The sequence below is a fragment of the Thermorhabdus hydrogeniformans genome, assembly GCF_049310025.1.
Lineage (GTDB): Bacteria > Bacillota > Thermosediminibacteria > Thermosediminibacterales > Tepidanaerobacteraceae > JBJYKD01.
The window spans coordinates 25,569-44,545 of the sequence record NZ_JBJYKD010000027.1 but is presented as its reverse complement, the minus strand read 5'-3'; the positions used below and the strand labels follow the sequence as shown (position 1 = coordinate 44,545).

Below are 18,977 nucleotides of genomic sequence, written 5' to 3'. Positions count from 1 at the left end.
GTTACTTTGGGTTATTGATTTAACAATTACTGATTGATTTGCCAGCTACTACCTACGATTTCCATTTTTTAGGGAATCCCCATATTCTTATTTGACGCTACCTTCATGATAGTGTTTTAAATTTACGGGTCTTATCGTGCAATGTCTTTTCTATAGTGCATCCCGTCAAAGTGTATTTTTGAAACAGCGTCGTAAGCTTTTCCCCTCGCTTCATCCACGGTTTCGCCCAGAGCGGTGACCCCCAGCACCCGGCCTCCGGAGGTATAGATTTTTCCGTCCTTTTCAACGGTACCCGCATGAAATACTATCGCACCCCGTTTTTCGGCTTCAGAAAGGCCCGTGATCTGCCTGCCCTTCTCGTAAGGCCCGGGATAACCCGCGGAGGCCAGCACCACACAGACGGCTTTTTCATCTCTCCACTTTATCTTAATGTCATCAAGATTGCCTTCTACGGCCGCTTCCATTATGTCGATTAAATCGGTCTCCAGTCTGGGAATGACCACCTGAGTTTCCGGGTCTCCGAACCGGCAATTGAACTCCAGCACTCGCGGTCCCTTTTGCGTAAGCATAAGGCCCGTATAAAGCACACCCTTATAGGGCATGCCCTCCCTAGCCATGGCTTCGACGGTCCGCTGGATTATTTCCTTTTCCACTACTCCGGCCACTTCCGTGGTGTATCCCGGCGCCGGTGAAACGGCTCCCATGCCGCCTGTATTGGGCCCTTTGTCGCAGTCAAAGGCCCTCTTGTGGTCCCTGCTGCTTACCATCGGAACGGCTATTTTTCCATCGCAGAATGACAGCACCGTAACCTCCGGCCCCTCCATGTACTCCTCTATTACCACCCGCGCCCCGGCGTCACCGAAAACTTTATCCTCCATGATGCTTTTTACCGCCGACAGAGCGGTTTTCTTTTCCCTGGCCACCACCACGCCTTTACCGGCGGCCAGGCCCTCGGCCTTAACCACCAGAGGCGCTCGCGCTTCTTCTATATACTCCACGGCTTCTCTGGAATCGTCAAATACCCTGAAGGCTGCCGTGGGTATGCCGTACTTTTCCATGAGGCTTTTGGCAAACACCTTGCTGCCCTCGATCTGAGCCGCGGCTTTACACGGACCGAAAATCCTCAGCCCCCGGGCTTCAAACTCATCCACAATGCCTTTTACCAGCGGCGCTTCGGGGCCCACCACCGTAAGGTCTACGGCGTTTTTTTCCGCAAAATCGGCAAGTTCACGCACGCTTTCGGCCGGTATATTCACACACGCGGCGAGTTTTGCTATGCCCGCGTTGCCCGGGGCGCAGTAAATTTTTCTTACTTTTGGGCTCTGCGCTATTTTCCATACCAGCGCGTGCTCCCGCCCGCCGCCGCCAACCACCAGAACCTTCACCTGCAACACCCCTACTTTTTAACTTCATTTTTTTATGTTTAAATTTTTAATGCTTAAAGTGACGCCAGCCGGTAAACACCATGGCGATGCCATGTTCGTCTGCGGCCTTTATCGATTCTTCGTCCCTTAAAGCGCCTCCCGGCTGGATGATGGCGGTAATCCCGGCTCTGGCCGCCGCTTCCACCACATCGGAGAAGGGGAAGAAGGCATCGGAACAAAGCACGGCCCCTCTGGCTTTTTCCCCGGCGTGGGCTATGCTCTGTTCCGCAGGCCAGATTCGATTCACCTGACCCGCACCTATGCCCACGGTGACCAGGTCTTTTGCCAGCACAATGGCATTGGACTTCACGTGTTTTACCACTTTCCAGCCGAAAAGCAGGTCCTCCATTTCCTTACCAGACGGAGCCCTCTTTGTGACAACCTTAAGGTCCTTTTCTTCGAAATCTTTCACATCGGGTTCCTGCACCAGCAGGCCGCCGGATACCCTCTTCATATCCCAGCCGGAATGGGTCCCCGGAGATAAATCCACTTCCAGCAGTCTCAGGTTCTTTTTTGTTTTTAAAACTTCCAGGGCCTCCGGTTCATAGCCCGGCGCTATAACGATCTCCAAAAATATTTTCACCAGTTCTTCGGCTGTAGCCCTGTCCACCGGCCGGTTAAGGGCTACAATCCCGCCGAAAATGGAAACGGGATCGGCGGCGTAGGCCTTTAGATACGCCTCGTGGATATCCCGACCGCAGGCAACGCCGCAGGGATTGGTGTGTTTTACTCCAGCGGCCGCGGGCATATCGAATTCCAGCACCGCTTTGAGCGCGGCATCGGCGTCGTTAATATTATTAAAGGATAATTCCTTGCCGTGAAGCTGCCTCGCCCCTGCGATGGTCCCGGCGGCCGACCCGATTTCCCTGTAAAAAGCCGCCTTCTGGTGCGGATTTTCCCCGTATCTCAAATCCTGGACTTTTTCAAAAGCCAGGGTGAGATTTTCCGGAAACTCCTTCGTCTCGATTAAACCCACCTCGCCTGCTTCAAGTTTTCCCTCAGCTCCGGGAGAATCCTGTTTTGAAACCCTTCTAAAATAATCGGCAATCAGCGCGTCATAGTGAGATGTGTGCTCAAAGACCTTCAGCGCCAGCCTCCTTCGATATGCGTAATCCACATCTCCTTTTGTCCTAAGCTGTTCCAGGACCGGGATGTAATCCTGCGGGTCGGACAACACAATTACATACCGGTGGTTTTTTGCAGCCGAACGGAGCATTGACGGCCCGCCTATGTCGATGTTTTCAATGGCCTCTTCAAAGGTTACGCCCGGCTTTTCAATGGTTCTTTTGAAGGGGTAGAGGTTTATGGCCACCAGGTCTATGGGCTCTATGCCAAGTTCTTTTATCTGTTGCATGTGTTCTTCTTTCCTGCGCAGTGCCAAAAGCCCCCCGTGAATTTTGGGATGGAGGGTTTTTACGCGGCCGTCTAAAATTTCGGGAAAGCCGGTGATATCCGATACTGCCGTCACTTTAATGCCCGCTTCCTGTAAAGCCATGGCAGTGCCGCCGGTAGAAATGATCTCAACCCCAAGTTCATAAAGGCCCCGGGCAAATTCTATCAGCCCGGTCTTGTCCGAAACCGAAAGAAGCGCTCTTTTAATCATGAAGATTCCTCCTCGTTCTTTATAAAAACCCGCCTGCCTTTAATCTCCAGGCGACCTTCTGCGTAAAGTTTAATGGCGCGGGGATACAGTTTGTGTTCTTCTTTTAACACCCTTGCAGCCAGCGTTTCGGGAGTGTCATCGTCTTCGACGGTAACCGCCTTCTGCAGGATGATGGGGCCGGTGTCGGTTCCCTCGTCCACAAAATGCACTGTGACACCGGTAACCTTTACGCCGTAATCCAAAACAGCCCTGTGGACTTTTTCTCCGTAAAATCCCCTGCCGCAAAAAGCCGGTATCAGAGATGGGTGAATATTCATTATCCTGTTTGGAAACGCCCGCACAAAATGCGGTGACAGAACTTTTATAAATCCGGCCAGCGCCACCAGCTCCACTTCGTAGCGGCCGAGAATTTTTATCATTTCATCCTCGAATTCCTGCTGGCTGTCAAAATCCGCCCGCTTCACCACATAACGGGGAATGCCATGTCTCCTCGCCCGTTCCAGGGCGTAGGCGCCCTCCCTACTGGAAATAACAACGGCGACTTCGGCAGGCAGGTACCCCGATTGGATGTGATCTATAATAGACTGCAGGTTTGTTCCGCCGCCGGAAACCAGCACACCCAGCCTCAGCCCTGACAAAATACCACCCCGCCCGCTCCTTTTGTCACCCGGCCGATCACCCACGCTTTTTCGCCTCTGGATTTTAAAGTATTAATGATTCCATCCACATCCTCTTCAGGAGTTACAATCGCATAGCCGATCCCCATGTTAAAGGTGCGGTACATTTCAGCATCCTCCACATGGCCGCTTTTTTGAATAAGGTCAAATACCGGCGGGATTTCCCATGACTTGCTGTTTATTTTAAACTCCAGCCCTTTGGGCAATATACGGGGGAGATTTTCAATGATGCCTCCGCCGGTGATATGGGCCATCCCGTGGATTTGAAAACCTTCGAGACTTTGGATGGTTTTTACATATATCCTCGTAGGAGTTAGCATTTCTTCACCGAGAGTTTTCCCCAATTCTCCTATATAATCCGAAGGAGAAAACCCCGCCCTCTCCAGCAGCACTTTCCTGGCCAGCGAATAGCCGTTACTGTGAAGCCCCGAGGAGCCAAGGCCCACCACCACATCGCCTTCCCTGATCTTGGAGCCGTCAACTATCCTGTCCTTATCCACCGCTCCCACTGCAAAACCCGCCATGTCATATTCGTCTTCCTCGTACAACCCCGGCATCTCTGCGGTTTCCCCCCCTATGAGCGCACATCCCGCTTCTTTGCATCCAGCCGCAACGCCCTTAACTATTTCGGCGACTTTTTCAGGTTTCATCTTCCCCACAGCAATATAATCGAGAAAAAAGAGGGGCTGTGCGCCGTGGACCAGAATATCATTCACGCACATGGCCACGCAGTCGATTCCGACGGTATCGTGTTTGTCCATCAAAAAAGCCAGCTTGAGTTTTGTCCCCACGCCGTCGGCACCGGAAACCAGCACCGGCTCTTTATATTTTGTAATATCCATCTGAAAAAAACCGCCGAACCCGCCTATGTCCCCCAAAACCTCCGGCCGGTAAGTGGACTTAACATACGCCTTCATAAGCTCTACGGCCCTGTTACCTGCATCTACATCCACCCCGGCATCTTTATAAGTCATTTTTCTTTCCATAAAACCCTCTCCTAACACTTCTCAAATAAATACTTCTTCCCCTCCCTGGGCACCTCCACAGGATACACTCCGCAAAAACACCCGGTGCAGAACCTTTCCGCCGGGAGGCCGGTGGATTTTATGAGCCCTTCCAGACTCAGATACCCGAGGCTGTCGGCACCGATGAATTTTCTTATCTCCTCCACCTGCTGCCTGGCCCCGATAAGCTCCTTTTGGGAGGATGTATCTATGCCGAAATAGCAGGAATACCTTACCGGAGGTGAGCTTATCCTGACGTGAACCTCTCTGGCTCCGGCATCCTTCAGCATTTTTACTATCTGGCCGCTGGTGGTGCCCCTGACGATGGAGTCGTCCACCATCACCAGGCGCTTGCCCCTGATTACTTCCTTCACGGCATTCAGCTTGAGCTTTACCCCGATAACTCTGGATGCCTGGCTGGGCTGGATAAATGTCCTGCCGATATACCTGTTTTTTATAAGGCCTATTCCAAAGGGGATGCCGGATGCCTCGGCATAGCCCATGGCCGAAACGGTGCCGGAGTCCGGCACCCCTATGACAAGGTCCGCATCGGCGGGATGCTCCAGAGCCAGCTGCTTCCCTGCCTCCCACCGGGCCAGATGAATGTTACTGCCGTCAATGGTGCTGTCGGGCCGTGCAAAATAAACAAACTCAAAAATGCACAGGGAATAAGTGGGGTTGTTCGATGTTTTAATGCTCCTCATGCCTTTCTCATTTATCACTACGATTTCTCCGGGCTCAAGGTCCCGTATGAATTCAGCTCCAATGGTATCAAGCGCGCATGTTTCCGATGAAAGCACATAGCAGCCGTTGTATTTTCCAAGACAGAGGGGCCTAATGCCTCTGGGGTCCCGGATGCCGATGAGGCTGTCTTCGGTCATTATAACAAGGGCATAGGAACCGCGGATTTTTTCCATACATGCCCGGGCAGCATTTACAATGTCACCAGAGGGCTCCCTGGCTATCAGAAAGGCTATCACTTCACTGTCCACGGTGGTCTGGAATACGGCCCCGTCTTCTTCCAGTTCCCTTCTGATTTCCTTGGCATTTACCAGGTTGCCGTTGTGGGCCACCGCAAGGGCCCCCTTTTTGTATTTCACTACCAGCGGCTGAGAATTAATCAGCGTATTGGAACCGGTGGTGGAATACCGGACATGCCCCACGGCTATATGGCCTTTAAGGTTGTCCAGTATGTTATCGTTAAAAACTTCCGATACGAGCCCCAGGCCCTTGTGGTAGTTTATGCCTTCACCCGAAGTTACGGCGATGCCGGCGCTTTCCTGACCCCGGTGCTGGAGGGCGTAAAGACCATAGTATACCGTGCGGCTTAAGTGCGGATCGATGCGGTCACTGTATATCCCCAGGATACCGCAGGCCTCCTTCAACTTGTCGTCCATAATCATTATTTCTCGATCTTCCATCTTATGGCGTTCCTCCATACATCGGCTATTTTCTCCACAGAAACATCGACCCGGCCAACAACCCGGCCCTGCCGTTTAACTTCTATTTTCAGGCGGTCCTTTTTTACAAATCCAAGCACCCTGGTTTTTACGCCGATTTCGGCGGCGAGCTTCTGAAGTATAGAAAGGTTCTCTTCCGGCAGGCTCACAATTATCCGCGACTGACCTTCCCCGAATAAAAGGGCGTCGCTCCGGACATCATCATCGATATCGCCGGAAAATCCCAGATTCCCTGCAATGCAGCTTTCCGCCAGGGCCACCGCCAGACCTCCTTCGGAGATGTCATGAGCCGAATGGACTATGCCCAATTCTATGGCTTTCAGACAGCATTCCTGGACCTTTTTTTCCTTTCGGAGGTCTACCCTGGGAGGCCTGCCTCCTTTTATTCCAAAAACCTCCTTCAGATACTCGGAACCTCCCAGTTCATCGGTATTTTCTCCCAGAAGCACCACAATGTCCCCTTCGTTTTTGAATGCCATGGTGCAGCATTTTTCCACATCTTCCAAAACTCCTACCATTCCCACCACCGGCGTGGGGAATATGGCGCTGTCCTTTGTTTCGTTGTAAAAACTCACATTGCCGCTTATGACCGGTGTTCCCAGAAATCTCGCGGCTTCCGCCATGCCGTCCACACACTTTTCAAACTGGTAATAAACTTCGGGCTTCTCGGGGTTGCCGAAATTGAGGCAGTCGGTAATGGCCAGCGGTCTTGCACCGCTCACCACCAGGTTCCTGGCGGCTTCGGCCACCGCCTGCTTGCCCCCTTCATAAGGGTCCAGATAGCAGTAAAGTCCGTTGCAATCGGCGGTGAGGGCTATGCCTTTTTTGGTGCCCTTTATGCGCAGCACCGCCGCATCCGAGCCCGGAGGCACCACCGTATCGGTGCGCACGGTGTGGTCATACTGACGGTACACCCATTCCTTGCGGGCTATATTCGGAGATGACAAAAGTCTGAGCAATACCCCGTTTAAATCCCCCGGTAGTGTTATCTTCGATATGTCAAAATCAATTTTATCCATATATGCCGGTCTTCTGCTTTCACGTTTTACGGTTGGCGCACCTTCGGCAAGGGATCTGGCCGGCACTTCGGCCACCACGCGTCCGTTTTCCAGGACCCTGAGCATGCCGTCGTCAGTGACGGTGCCTATTTTAACCGCGTTCAGGTCCCATTTTTCAAAGATCTTCCTTACTTCTTCTTCATGCCCTTTTTCAACAATCACCAGCATGCGCTCCTGGGATTCGGATATCATGACTTCATAGGGGGTCATTCCCTCCTCCCGGCGAGGGACCAGAGCCACATCCAGCTCTATGCCGCTGCCCGCTCTGGCTGCTGTCTCACAGGAAGAAGAAGTAAGTCCGGCGGCCCCAAGGTCCTGGATGCCCACCACCCATTCATTCTTCAAAAGTTCCAGGCAGGCTTCCAGCAGCAGTTTTTCCATGAACGGATCTCCCACCTGTACAGACGGCCTTTTGGCCACCGAATCCTCGGAAAGCTCTTCCGAGGCGAAACTCGCACCATGCATGCCGTCCCGCCCGGTGGCGGAACCCACCAGCATGACGGAATTCCCGATCCCTGCCGCCCTGCCCCTCACTATGCCATCATGGCGGATCAGCCCCACACACATGGCATTCACCAGGGGATTGTCTTTATACGATTCATCGAAATACACTTCTCCTCCCACCGTAGGAATGCCCATGCAGTTGCCGTAATCGGCAATCCCGGAAACCACACCTCCGAACAGGTATTTTACCCTGGGGTCGTCGAGATCGCCGAACCTGAGAGAATCCAGGAGGGCTACCGGCCTTGCGCCCATGGTGAAAATGTCGCGTATTATGCCTCCCACCCCTGTGGCGGCTCCCTGGTAGGGTTCGACCGCCGAAGGGTGGTTGTGGCTTTCCACCTTCATGACGACCGCCAGATTATCTCCTATATCCACTATGCCCGCGTTTTCCCCCGGCCCCTGCAACACCTGCGGTCCGTCGGTGGGGAATCGCTTCAACACACGTTTGGAATTTTTATAGCTGCAGTGCTCGGACCACATGACGCTGTACATGCCCAGCTCCAGATGATTCGGCTCCCGGCCCAGGGTTTTCACAATTTCGTCGTACTCATAATCGGTAAGGCCGAGTTTTCTTGCGTCTTCTTTACCTGCCATGGCTCACCCTCCCCTCGACGTAATCCAGTATTGAATCAAAAATCCTCTTGCCGTCAGTATTGCCCAGTATCTCTTCGGAACAACGTTCCGGGTGGGGCATCATGCCGAGAATGTTTCCCTGTTCGTTGATTATGCCGGCTATATTTCCCACGGAACCGTTGGGATTGGACTCTTCCGTAACATTCCCGTCGCTGTCGCAGTAAGTAAATACTATTTTGCCCGCGGCTTTTAACCTTTCCAGGCTGCCGCTGTCCACAAAATAATTCCCCTCGCCGTGGGCAATGGGCATTCTGATTATTTCACCTTTTTTATAAAGCCCCGTAAAGGGGGTATTATTATTTTCGACTTTCAGATAAACGTCATGGCAGTGGAATTTCAGGTCTTTATTGCGCTTCATCGCCCCCGGCAGAAGCCCGGCTTCCAGTAATATTTGAAACCCGTTGCATATCCCCAGGATGAGCTTTCCGGCTTCTGCGGCTTTCATAACAGAATCCATGGCTGGAGAAAACCTGGCGATGGCACCGGCCCTTAAATAATCGCCGTAGGAAAAACCGCCGGGAAGCACTATCAGATCGAAATCGCCGGGGGAAAATCTTTCCTTGTGAAAGACATATTCGGTGGGTTGCCCCAGGACGTTTCTACAGGCGTGATAACAGTCCACGTCGCAGTTAGAGCCTGGAAATACTATCACAGCACATCTCATAACAAATCCTCCGTAATTTCGAAGTGGTAATCCTCTATAACCGGATTTGCCAGCAGTTTTTCACACATGTCCTTTATTTGAAATTCGGCCTCCCGCCTGTCGCCGGTTCGCAATTTTATTTCTATGAGCTTGCCCACCCGCACGTCCTCGACCGTCTCAAACCCCAGGTGCTTTAAAGCGCCTTTTATGGCGGTACCCTGGGGGTCCAGGACGCCGGCCTTGAAACGCACGTATATTTTTGCAAGATACATTTTACGTTTCCCTCCGTAAACTTTTATTTAAAACGCCGCCATTCCTCTGCCGTGTTTCCACGATCATTTGCTTATTCTCATCAATATCTCTTTATACGCTTCCTCGACATTTCCCAGATCCCTGCGGAAGCGGTCTTTGTCGAGGATCTCTAATGTCTTTGCATCCCAGAAGCGGCAGGTGTCCGGGGAAATTTCATCGGCCAGGAGAATTTCATCGTTAAATCGCCCGAATTCCAGTTTGAAATCCACCAGTATTATGCCCTTTCCAATAAGGTGATCCGTCAAAATTTCATTCACTTTAAAAGAAGTCTTTTCTATAAATTCAATCTCTTCTTCCGAAGCAAGTCCCAGTGCCAGTGCGTGGTGGTTGTTTATCATGGGATCTTGCAGTTCGTCGTTTTTGTAGCAAAACTCCAGAACAGGCCTTTTGAGCTTCGTACCCTCTTTCAGCCCCAGCCTTTTGGCCAGGCTGCCGGCGGCTATGTTGCGCACGATAACCTCCAGAGGTAGTATTTTCACGGCTTTAACCATCATTTCCCGGTCGTTCAAAATCCGGACAAAGTGGGTTTTGACGCCATGATTTTCCAGCAATTCGAACAGGCTGGCGGAAATTCTGTTGTTCATTTTACCCTTTTCGCAGATGGTGCCCTTTTTCTGGCCGTTAAAGGCCGTTGCATCGTCTTTGAATTCGATAATGTAAAACCTTTCGTCATCCGTGCGATAAACCCTTTTGGCCTTGCCTTCGTAAATCATTTCTTTTTTTTGCATTTTTTCACCTCATTTTTATAATTTCCGGCGATAGGATAATACTATAAAATGAAGGCGGCACATCAAAAAATAATAAGGCAGAGCAACGTCTCTACCTTAATTTAAAAGCCGGAAAAAACAATAAAATAAATACCAGCCTTATAGCCAGGGTGGTTAACGGCCACCCGGTAGAGACTTCCGGGCCATATTCCCGGAATTATATAAGGCTAAAATTCGATGTTTATTTTTGTTTACACCGATATCCTAACATAAGGTGGATTTTTTTGCAATACTACTTCCGAACATTTTTTATTAATTATAATTAAATATACGGATTTATCCGTTTTTTATTGTAATTTTGTTTTCATAAACCATCTTATCCGTTTTACCGCCTCTTCCAGGTTTTCCATGGATGTGGCGTAGGCCAGCCTTACAAAGCCCCGGCCGTTTTCCCCAAAGGCGCTCCCCGGCACCACCGCCACTTTTGCTTCCCGCAGCAGCCTTTCGGCAAATTCCTCGGAAGTAAGGCCGGTGTTTTTAATTGAGGGGAACAAATAGAATGCTCCTCTTGGCTCAAAGCATTCGAAACCCATTTCGCGCAGGCTGTTCAGCAGGAAAACCCTCCTCCTGTCGTATTCCCGGCGCATATTCTGAATGTCTCCGTCGCCGTTTCTCACGGCTTCAATGGCTGCGTATTGCCCCATGGTGGCGGCGCAGGTAACATTGTACTGGTGCACCTTTAACATATCGGCAGCAAGCCCGGCCGGTGCGGCAATGTATCCCAGCCTCCAGCCGGTCATGGCATATGATTTGGAAAAACCGTTGACGGTAACGGTTCTCTCCCACATGCCCGGTATGCTTGCAAAGGCCGTATGTTCCATACCGTACGTGAGCTCACAGTATATCTCATCGGATACGACTATGAGGTCGTACTTTTTAATCACTCCCGCCAGGTCTTCCAGCTGATCCCTGCTCATGACCGCACCGGTAGGATTGTTGGGGTAGGGAAGTATGAGCACCTTGGATTTTTCGGTAATATAGTTTTCCAGTACATCCGGCCTGAGGGCAAAATCATCTTCAATGTATGTGGGTACAAAAACCGGCTTCCCTCCCGCCAGGACGGTGCACGGTGTATATGCCACAAAAGATGGCTGGGGTATCAGCACCTCATCGCCGGGCTCCACCAGCGTCCTTATGGCCACATCGATGGCCTGGCTGGCCCCTATGGTCACGATTATCTCCGATTCGGCTCTGTATTCCACTCCGAAGCGCCGTTTCAGGTATTTTGATATCTCCTGCCGGAGTTCCGGCAGGCCCGCATTGGGAGTGTAAAAGGTTTTTCCTTCTTCCAGCGCTTTTACAGCCGCTTCATTAATGTGGGCCGGAGTTGTAAAATCCGGCTCGCCGATACAGAGCGAAACGGCGCCTTTTACTTCGTTTACCATATTAAAAAAGTAACGAATTGTGGAGATCTCAATGGATCTGGCTCTATTTGATACGTATTTCCCGTAGTCCATAAAAACATTCCTTTCCTCAAAATTATTAATCAATTATTAACCCTGCCATTTTTTCAAAACTCGGTTATTTGAGTTTTTGACAAAACTTAAAAAAATTATAACTCCATGTTGGAAATACGGCAAGCCATAAATATATGTTTATATCATTGAAAAAATAAGAAGGAAAACAGGCTACATTAAAAGAAAATATAATACAGGGCAATCTCGGGAGATGATTTCATGGAATTCCAGGCGGAAATCTTAAAAGTCATCCAGTCTTTCCATACCCCGTTGCTGGACGGCTTCTTCATATTAATAACCAACCTCGGCAGCGAAGCCTTTTATTTCGCGCTTATTCCGGTAATATACTGGAGCAGGGATAAAAAACTGGGTCTTGGCCTCGGAAGCGCTTTAATAATATCTATGTATACCAATGTGGTATTGAAAGAGATAACCGCAATACCGCGGCCCATAGGATATCCGGGCATACGCTCCCTATACACCCTTTCCGCCGGCGGTTTTTCTTTCCCAAGCGGCCACGCCCAGGGCTCCGCAACGCTATGGAGCATACTTATGAGGCGCTATAACACCTGCCGGGCTTATGTCCTGGGAACTGGTATAATCTTCATTGTGAGTCTGTCCCGGCTATACCTTGGCCTGCACTGGCCGCTGGATGTAATTGGAGGTATAATCCTGGGGGTTTTCACGGCATTTATTTTTCTCAGGATCGAAAAAACCAAAATTCCCTCAAATGCGGCCCTGCAGCTGGTATTTTCCGTTGCCTTTCCTCTGGTGTTGCTCAAAATTTTCCCCCATCACGATGTTTATAAATACACGGGGATGCTCATGGGGATATGGCTTGGGGCCATATTTGAAAATAAATTTATCGACTTTCAACCTGAAAACAGGAATTTTTTTAAAACCGCGTTAAAATATACAGCGGGTCTCACAGGATTTCTGGCGGTGTATTTGGGCCTTAAAATTTTGCTTCCCCCGCTGGATATTTTTTCTATGCTGAGATATTTCCTTCTGGGCCTCTGGCTGGTGGCGGGCGCGCCGTTTATTTTTAAGAAGTTCGAACTGTGACATGACATACCACATATACAAACCTTAAATTTGAGGTGAGCTGGTTTTGTTTCGTCTGCATAAACTTTATACAAACATTATGGCTTTTTTGAAGGAACCCTTTTTTCTCCGCCTACTTTTTTTTATTAATTTTTCCGGGTCACTGTACGGTTTTTACTGGTACCGTTATCAGCTTATCCAAACCCCTAAAACGCTGTGGCTTTTCGTGCCGGATAGCCCCACGGCCACGGCCCTTTTTACCATCGCGCTCTATTTTTATATAATTAAAAAGCCCCAACCTTTTTTCACTTTGCTTGCCTGCGCCTGGCTTATTAAATACGGCCTCTGGGCTGCAATAATAAACACCCATTATTTACTTATCGGCGGTAACTATACCTTCACCAATTTTCACCTTACGCTGTCGCACCTAGGCATGGCGGTGGAGGGGGCGCTTTTTATAAACGACATTCCACTTAAAAAAGGCTATATCCCGCTCATGTTTTTATTAATGGCTGGAAGCGACCTCCTGGATTACGGCCTTGATATTCATCCATGGTTTTTCGACGAAAGTCAGTGGTTGGCAGGACTCGTTTCGGCGGCGGCTATGACGGCGGGGATAAGCGTTTACAGCTATTGTTTATATGTCCGACAAAAAGAGCATACAGCGGCGATGGACCCGGACCCTTAAGGGCGCTTCAGCCCTTCCGGGCACAGTTCCTTCAGAGGGCACTCGCCACATTTCGGCCTCCTGGCCCGGCAAACCTTGCGGCCGTGGTAAATCAGCCAGTGATGGGCCTTTATCCAGAGGTCCCGGGGAATTTTTTCCATGAGGTCTTTTTCCACTCCAAGGACATCATTCCTGTCGGAAAACCCCAGACGGCGTGAAAGCCTGAACACATGGGTATCCACCGCAAAGGCCGGTTTGCCGAAGGCGTTGGCGAGGATTACATTGGCGGTCTTCCGCCCCACTCCGGGCAGCTTTACCAGTTCTTCAAATTCCTGCGGCACTTCGCCGCCGTATTTCTCCAACAGTGCCCTGGAGGCTTGGATGATGTTTCTGCTCTTATTTCTGAAAAGGCCGCACTCTTTAATATCTTCCTCCAGTTCCTTTATATCAGCCCGGGCAAAATCTTCAACGTTTCTGTATTTTTTGAAAAGCCTGGCCGTCACTTTATTGACCCTCTGGTCGGTGCATTGAGCCGCCAGAATAGTGGCTACCATGAGCTGGAACGGATTTTCGTAATGAAGGGCGGTGGCTGCGTCGGGATATGTTTGATGAAGGATAGAGAGGATCTTTGATATTCGGTCTCTTTCGCTCATTTTCCCATCACTTCCCAGCCAGTATCAGTCGGTCATTTGCTTTAGCAACCCAATTTCTTTCCGGTAATTTTCTAAGCCCCCCGGGGTTTCCAGCAAGAAAGGCCTGTCTTTCAAAACCGGATGGGTTATGACGTTTTTTATGCACTCCATCCCCAGTTCCCCTTCCCCCAGGTTGGCATGGCGGTCTTTGCGACTGGCCAGCGGAAATTTGCTGTCGTTGAGGTGAACCGCCTTTATTTTCCCCAGGCCAAGGATGCTGTCAAATTCAGCCAGCACCTCATCCAGGCGCATTACCACATCATATCCGGCTCCAAAAAGATGACATGTATCTATGCAGACCCCGAATTTTTCCGGCATTCCCGTCCCGTCCATTATGTCGTACAGCTGTTCGAAGGTGTATCCCACCTCGCTGCCGGCCCCAGCCATGGTCTCCAGGAGCACCGTAACCTTCTCTTTTCCGGTTACAATTTCCTTGAGCGCGGAAGAAATTTTTAGAATTCCCGCTTCAATTCCTTCACCCAGGTGACTGCCCGGGTGAAGGACAATATAAGGCACTTTTAGTTGCTCAAGCCTTTCAATGTCGTCCCTCAGCACCAACCTGGCGAAATCGCTGGTTTCTTCTTTCGGCGAGGCCAGATTCAGCGTGTATGGTGCGTGGGCCACCAGCGGGCCAAAACCCTTTTCGCCGCAAAGCTCCAGCATCTTCTTGATGTCGGCGGGATCAAGGGCTTTTGCAGCGCTGCCCCGGGGGTTCCGGGTGAAAAACTGCAGAGTATTTGCTCCGATGGAAAGGGCTTCTTTTACCGCGTGTTCATAGCCCTTTGATATGGATATATGGGCGCCAAAAAGCATGTTTAACTTCCTTTCTATTTATAAATTCGTTTTGCTCGCGTCTTCATTTAGTTTAGGCAGATAAAGGCCTCTTTTATTAATTGACTCCAGAGTTTTATTAGGATATTTAAGTTCTATATTAAAAGTTTAAATTCCTTCCTGTCTGTTGACTTTATACATACCTGTTATAAAATGGAGCTTGGGGCAAATAATAATCGGTAAAGTCTGCAAGCTTTCAAAGCCGGAATATAATTCAGGAGGGCTTCATTATATGAAAAAAATACGTGTCCTGGAAGTTTTGCGGGACGCCGAAGGAGGCATGAGGAAGCATGTAGATGTGCTGGTATCCCGCATAGATAGGGATAGATTCGAAATAATCCTTGCCGGTTCAAAGGGGCAGTTTGACAGGAAAAAGCTGCAGGACCGGGATATAACCTATTATGAAATCAATCTCGGAGACCGGCGAAACCCTGCGGCTGTGATTAAATCCTTTTTAGATTTAACCCATATCATAAAAAAGGAAAAGCCCGCCATTATCCATGCCCACGGCATGGCCTGCGCCACTGTGAGCACCGCGTGCGCCCTTTTGGCCGGAAGGCCGGCGATAATAACTACCGTCCACAATTTCCCCGCCACAAAAGACGCCGGAATAAAGCAGCGCATTTCCAACTTTCTTGCGGGATTATCCCTTCGCCTTTGCAAAAGGGTCGTAGTAGTTTCCAAAGCCCTGGGCTCATGCATCTGTTCCCTCTGGAAAATACCGGAGGAAAAAATCAGGGTGATTTACAACGGCGTGGATGTCGGTGTGAAATACCATCAGGAAAAGCCGGAATCAGGTGCGCATATGGGAGAAAAGGAGCCCTTTATATGTGAAGATATCTCCGAACTCAACATTGTTCAAGAAGAAATCACAGGTCGGCCCTGCGCAATCCTAAACATAGCCCGCCTGGCTCCAGAAAAGGGCGTGGATGTGTTTATAGAGGCCTCCGCCATTGTATTAAAAAAGTTGGAAAGCAGAGAGCGGGGTAATTATGAGCCGGTAAAACCCCTTTTTTTGATTGCCGGAGACGGCCCCATGGAACACGATCTAAAAAAAATGGCCCTGGAGCTGGGCGTCGAAAAAAGAGTGCGCTTTCTCGGTTACCGCAAAGACATACATTCTTTGATAAAAGCCGCAAATGCCGTTGTGCTCTCTTCCCGCAGAGAGGGTTTTGGGATATCTCTGCTGGAGGCTATGGCTTTCAGAAAGCCGGTCATAGGTACCTGCGTCGGAGGAATCCCCGAAATTATAGCTCATGGCGAGACAGGTCTCCTGGTGCCGCCCGGCAACCCGGAGGCCCTGGCAGATGCCATTTTATACATTCTTGACAACCCGCGGGAAGCGCACAAAATGGCGGAGAAAGGCTTTAAAAAGGTTGTCGAAAGCTTCTCAGTGAAGAACATGGTGGACAGCATAGAAAAAGTGTTTTTGGAGGTGGTGTCAGAAGATAAAAGCGTCAATTTTAAATCCGTCAGGCCGCCTTCTGGCTCTCCATGATTTTTCTCTTGAGAACCTCTATGGCTTTTTTGAGCTGGACATCCTCCCGTGAATTCAAAAATTCGCCAACGGCTTTATCAAGAGCCCTGTAAAAATTAGCGTCAACCACACCCGTAGCCGGCAGACCCATTTTCTTTTGCAGGGCTTTTACCGCTTCCCGCGTCCTGGGCCCAAATATACCGTTGGGCTCGGCTTTGAGGAGATTTAAAAGCGCCAGTCTTTGCTGAATTCCCATTACCTCAAGACCTATGCTGCCGTATTTAAGTGTTTTATCACCCTTTAGGGCTACAAAGTCTTTCAAAGGATTTGTCCTGTCTGCTGCGACAATTATATCCGGCGTTATCCCCGTCTTATTTATGTCCGTCCCATTGGGAGTAGTATAGTGTGCTACCGTCAGCTTAATGCCGCCAAGCACTCCCAGGTTCAAAGTCCGCTGGACCGTGGCTTTTCCAAAGGTCTTTTCCCCCACCAGTATCCCGGCCTGCCTGTCTTTGATGGCGCCGGCCAGCACTTCGGATGCGCTGGCGGTGCCGCCATTCACCAGGACCACCAGTTTAAAAGGAGAAGGTGGGGAGGCCGACGAAAATGTCTGTACCTTTCCATCCCTGGAAACCACATGGACTATGGGGCCTTCCGGCACAAAGCGCCTGGCCACTTCGACAGCCTGGTCCAGCAGGCCTCCCGGGTTATCCCTTAAATCCAGGACTATGCCCTGAACTCCGCCCTTTTTAAAGACATCAAGAGCCCTGTCTATATTTTCAGCGGTGTTCTCATTGAATTCGCTTATCTTCAAGTATCCTATGCCCTGGCCGAGAATCTTATATTCTATGGGATTGACCTTGATGACATCCCGGATTATATCCATTTTCAGTATCTGTTTTTCACCCTCTCTCATCACACCCAGGGTGACCTTCGTCCCTTTTTCGCCTTTTATGAGATTAGAAACTTCTGCAGTAGAAAGATTGGACACATCTTTTCCATCTACTCCCACAATCCTGTCACCGGCTTTGAGTCCCGCCTTTTCCGCCGGAGTTCCCGCCAGCACTGAAACAATGGTAATATATTTATCTTTCGATGTAATCACAACTCCTATTCCGCCAAAATTCCCGCTGGTGGACTCGTTAAAGTTTTTAAAGTCCTCGGGAGAAAAGTATTCGGAATAAGGATCGTTCAGCGATTCCACCATTCCCTTGACCGCGCCTTTTATCAGGTCCAGGTCCCGCACATCATTTACATAGTTTTGCTTTAAGAATTCTTCCAGCTGCATCAGAAAATTTATTTCCGGAGGAATGTTCTGGGAAGTGCTGTCCTGGGCTTTCAGCTGTCTGTATGTAAGGGGACTGAATAATAAAAAGGCCACAAGCAAAAGTGCGATAAAAGCGGTATAGCGTTTTCTCATGGATATTCTCCTTTCAAATGACCTCTATCTTGAGCTGTGCTGTATTTTCATTTTAGCACAATTTATTCCCCCCTGCATCAAGTTTATTTTGTAATCTTTTTTTCGTATTCTCCCCCAAGACGGCTTTGCCTTCGCCGGTGCCGGATCAGTCAGCATCCATTTTACCGGCATATATTTCAGTCAGCCTTTTCCCTGCGGACACGCCGAAATCCTTTAATGCTTTTTCAAAAGCGCTGAAAAACTGGAAAAGCTTGTATTCCCGGGCATTTTCACCCATGTGGCCTATGCGCCACACCTTTCCGGCAAGTTTTCCCCAGCTGCCGGCTATCATGACATTGTATTTGTCCCAGAGATGTTTCCTGAAACCCTCGTCATTTATCCCTTCGGGTATATAGAAAGCGGTCACCGTGTTGGCTTCAGCCCCTATTTTGGGAAAGATTTTGAATCCCGACTCTCTTAAAGTGTCCCTTACAGCCCTTCCCACTTTTTCATGGCGCTCATATATCCCATCCCCCTCTTCCAGCACCGCATCCGCCGCTTCGGATAGGGCAAAAATATCCGCGATGGGCGGAGTATAGGGAAAGATTCTATCTTTGTACCACATTTGCTTCCATTTCAAGAGATTGGCATAAAAACTTGAAATGGGACTTTTCCTCTCTTCAATTTTGCGCCACGCTTCCCGGCTTACAGAGAGGAAAGTAAGCCCCGGGGGAGCCGAAAGACACTTCTGCGACCCTCCCAAAACCACATCTATGCCCCAGTCGTCGGGCCTGATCTCATGACCGGCAATAGAGGAAACCGCATCCACCACCGTTATTGCACCGGCTTCTTTTAAAACAGGGCATATTTCATCTATGGGATTTATCAAGCCCGCCGGGGTTTCGCAGTGAACCACCGTCGCCACTTTAAACCCGCCGTTTTTTGAGAGAAATTTCCTGACGTCACCGGCGGTGATGGGTTCGTCGTATTCCTTTTTAAGAAACACCACCTGCCCGCCGTAGAGTGTGGCAAAATCATTGAAACCCTCGCCGAAGACACCGTTGGCCAGGCACAGCACCCTGTCGCCGGGTTCCACCAGGGAAGCCATGGCCGCTTCCAGCCCCAGGATTCCCTCCCCGCTCAAAATCAGCACGTCTTCTCGGGTATTGATAATTTTTTTGAGTTTATCACAGGTTTCATCATAGAAGTCAAAAAAGGCCGGGTCCAGATCGGGGTTGGTGATGGGCCTTGCCATGGCGTTCCTCACCCTCTCGCTGATTTCCGTGGGACCTGGCGTCATTATAAGACCGGATTTTATAACCATG

Annotated in this window: 17 protein-coding genes and 1 riboswitch; of the genes, 3 read left to right on the top strand and 14 right to left on the bottom strand. The window is 49.9% G+C overall.

Annotation, left to right across the window (positions count from 1 at the left end; all coding sequences use genetic code 11):
* Positions 1-131: 131 nt before the first annotated feature.
* The 10 genes from purD to ACKX14_RS12315 form a co-directional block, all read right to left on the bottom strand.
* On the bottom strand, positions 132-1,385 hold the full coding sequence (purD, locus tag ACKX14_RS12360; protein WP_422448074.1) for a phosphoribosylamine--glycine ligase: 1,254 nt from the start codon (positions 1,383-1,385) through the stop codon (positions 132-134).
* Between the two features lie 46 nt (positions 1,386-1,431).
* The gene (gene purH / locus ACKX14_RS12355; RefSeq protein ID WP_422448072.1) at positions 1,432-3,027 is read right to left on the bottom strand and encodes a bifunctional phosphoribosylaminoimidazolecarboxamide formyltransferase/IMP cyclohydrolase; all 1,596 of its coding nucleotides are present in this window, start codon (positions 3,025-3,027) and stop codon (positions 1,432-1,434) included.
* On the bottom strand, positions 3,024-3,665 hold the full coding sequence (gene purN, locus ACKX14_RS12350) for a phosphoribosylglycinamide formyltransferase (protein WP_422448070.1): 642 nt from the start codon (positions 3,663-3,665) through the stop codon (positions 3,024-3,026). Before purN ends, purH begins: the two co-directional genes overlap by 4 nt.
* Entirely contained in the window at positions 3,653-4,690 is a 1,038-nt protein-coding gene (gene purM / locus ACKX14_RS12345) for a phosphoribosylformylglycinamidine cyclo-ligase (protein ID WP_422448068.1), read from the bottom strand. Before purM ends, purN begins: the two co-directional genes overlap by 13 nt.
* Positions 4,691-4,701: 11 nt before the next feature.
* Positions 4,702-6,105: an amidophosphoribosyltransferase gene (purF, locus tag ACKX14_RS12340; protein WP_422448082.1), complete on the bottom strand. Its 1,404-nt coding sequence runs from the start codon at positions 6,103-6,105 to the stop codon at positions 4,702-4,704.
* A gap of 5 nt (positions 6,106-6,110) precedes the next feature.
* Entirely contained in the window at positions 6,111-8,324 is a 2,214-nt protein-coding gene (gene purL, locus ACKX14_RS12335) for a phosphoribosylformylglycinamidine synthase subunit PurL (protein WP_422448066.1), read from the bottom strand.
* Positions 8,314-9,027 carry a phosphoribosylformylglycinamidine synthase subunit PurQ gene (purQ, locus tag ACKX14_RS12330; protein WP_422448064.1) on the bottom strand — a complete coding sequence of 238 codons (714 nt, stop codon included), beginning with the start codon at positions 9,025-9,027 and terminating at the stop codon, positions 8,314-8,316. Before purQ ends, purL begins: the two co-directional genes overlap by 11 nt.
* A complete protein-coding gene (purS, locus tag ACKX14_RS12325; protein WP_422448062.1) occupies positions 9,024-9,278 on the bottom strand; it encodes a phosphoribosylformylglycinamidine synthase subunit PurS in 255 nt (84 codons plus the stop codon). Before purS ends, purQ begins: the two co-directional genes overlap by 4 nt.
* Before the next feature lie 63 nt (positions 9,279-9,341).
* A complete protein-coding gene (gene purC, locus ACKX14_RS12320) occupies positions 9,342-10,046 on the bottom strand; it encodes a phosphoribosylaminoimidazolesuccinocarboxamide synthase (RefSeq protein ID WP_422448060.1) in 705 nt (234 codons plus the stop codon).
* Between the two features lie 121 nt (positions 10,047-10,167).
* Positions 10,168-10,270, bottom strand: a riboswitch (purine riboswitch).
* A 102-nt stretch (positions 10,271-10,372) separates the two neighbouring features.
* The gene (locus ACKX14_RS12315) at positions 10,373-11,542 is read right to left on the bottom strand and encodes a pyridoxal phosphate-dependent aminotransferase (protein ID WP_422448080.1); all 1,170 of its coding nucleotides are present in this window, start codon (positions 11,540-11,542) and stop codon (positions 10,373-10,375) included.
* A gap of 219 nt (positions 11,543-11,761) precedes the next feature.
* On the opposite strand from ACKX14_RS12315, the gene ACKX14_RS12310 reads away from it, so the two are divergent.
* Positions 11,762-12,607 (top strand): phosphatase PAP2 family protein, encoded by an 846-nt coding sequence (locus ACKX14_RS12310; RefSeq protein WP_422448058.1) that lies wholly within the window; start codon positions 11,762-11,764, stop codon positions 12,605-12,607.
* A 79-nt stretch (positions 12,608-12,686) separates the two neighbouring features.
* Complete coding sequence (locus ACKX14_RS12305; RefSeq protein WP_422448078.1) at positions 12,687-13,274, top strand: DUF1405 domain-containing protein; 588 nt, start codon at positions 12,687-12,689, stop codon at positions 13,272-13,274.
* Here the strand turns inward: ACKX14_RS12305 and nth are convergent.
* Together nth and ACKX14_RS12295 are read right to left on the bottom strand one after the other, a co-directional pair.
* Entirely contained in the window at positions 13,271-13,906 is a 636-nt protein-coding gene (gene nth, locus ACKX14_RS12300; RefSeq protein ID WP_422448056.1) for an endonuclease III, read from the bottom strand. The two genes, ACKX14_RS12305 and nth, sit on opposite strands and share 4 nt — an antisense overlap.
* A gap of 24 nt (positions 13,907-13,930) precedes the next feature.
* Positions 13,931-14,758, bottom strand: coding sequence for a deoxyribonuclease IV (locus ACKX14_RS12295; RefSeq protein ID WP_422448054.1), 828 nt, complete (start codon positions 14,756-14,758; stop codon positions 13,931-13,933).
* 250 nt (positions 14,759-15,008) lie between these two features.
* Between ACKX14_RS12295 and ACKX14_RS12290 the strand changes: the two genes are divergently transcribed.
* Positions 15,009-16,274, top strand: a complete 1,266-nt coding sequence (locus tag ACKX14_RS12290; protein ID WP_422448052.1) for a glycosyltransferase — start codon at positions 15,009-15,011, stop codon at positions 16,272-16,274.
* Here ACKX14_RS12290 and ACKX14_RS12285 read toward each other — a convergent pair.
* On the bottom strand, positions 16,249-17,673 hold the full coding sequence (locus ACKX14_RS12285; protein WP_422448050.1) for a S41 family peptidase: 1,425 nt from the start codon (positions 17,671-17,673) through the stop codon (positions 16,249-16,251). The two genes, ACKX14_RS12290 and ACKX14_RS12285, sit on opposite strands and share 26 nt — an antisense overlap.
* Before the next feature lie 145 nt (positions 17,674-17,818).
* Positions 17,819-18,970, bottom strand: coding sequence for a pyridoxal-phosphate-dependent aminotransferase family protein (locus ACKX14_RS12280; RefSeq protein ID WP_422448076.1), 1,152 nt, complete (start codon positions 18,968-18,970; stop codon positions 17,819-17,821).
* Between the last annotated feature and the right edge of the window lie 7 nt (positions 18,971-18,977).

Excerpts from the sequence above, each read along its gene's own strand:
- purH (WP_422448072.1), bottom strand. The coding sequence starts at position 3,027 with ATGATTAAAAGAGCGCTTCTTTCGGTTTCGGACAAGACCGGGCTGATA.
- purM (WP_422448068.1), bottom strand. The coding sequence starts at position 4,690 with ATGGAAAGAAAAATGACTTATAAAGATGCCGGGGTGGATGTAGATGCA.
- purF (WP_422448082.1), bottom strand. The coding sequence starts at position 6,105 with ATGGACGACAAGTTGAAGGAGGCCTGCGGTATCCTGGGGATATACAGT.
- purL (WP_422448066.1), bottom strand. The coding sequence starts at position 8,324 with ATGGCAGGTAAAGAAGACGCAAGAAAACTCGGCCTTACCGATTATGAG.
- purQ (WP_422448064.1), bottom strand. The coding sequence starts at position 9,027 with ATGAGATGTGCTGTGATAGTATTTCCAGGCTCTAACTGCGACGTGGAC.
- purS (WP_422448062.1), bottom strand. The coding sequence starts at position 9,278 with ATGTATCTTGCAAAAATATACGTGCGTTTCAAGGCCGGCGTCCTGGAC.
- purC (WP_422448060.1), bottom strand. The coding sequence starts at position 10,046 with ATGCAAAAAAAAGAAATGATTTACGAAGGCAAGGCCAAAAGGGTTTAT.
- ACKX14_RS12315 (WP_422448080.1), bottom strand. The coding sequence starts at position 11,542 with ATGGACTACGGGAAATACGTATCAAATAGAGCCAGATCCATTGAGATC.
- ACKX14_RS12310 (WP_422448058.1), top strand. The coding sequence starts at position 11,762 with ATGGAATTCCAGGCGGAAATCTTAAAAGTCATCCAGTCTTTCCATACC.
- ACKX14_RS12305 (WP_422448078.1), top strand. The coding sequence starts at position 12,687 with ATGGCTTTTTTGAAGGAACCCTTTTTTCTCCGCCTACTTTTTTTTATT.
- nth (WP_422448056.1), bottom strand. The coding sequence starts at position 13,906 with ATGAGCGAAAGAGACCGAATATCAAAGATCCTCTCTATCCTTCATCAA.
- ACKX14_RS12295 (WP_422448054.1), bottom strand. The coding sequence starts at position 14,758 with ATGCTTTTTGGCGCCCATATATCCATATCAAAGGGCTATGAACACGCG.
- ACKX14_RS12290 (WP_422448052.1), top strand. The coding sequence starts at position 15,009 with ATGAAAAAAATACGTGTCCTGGAAGTTTTGCGGGACGCCGAAGGAGGC.
- ACKX14_RS12285 (WP_422448050.1), bottom strand. The coding sequence starts at position 17,673 with ATGAGAAAACGCTATACCGCTTTTATCGCACTTTTGCTTGTGGCCTTT.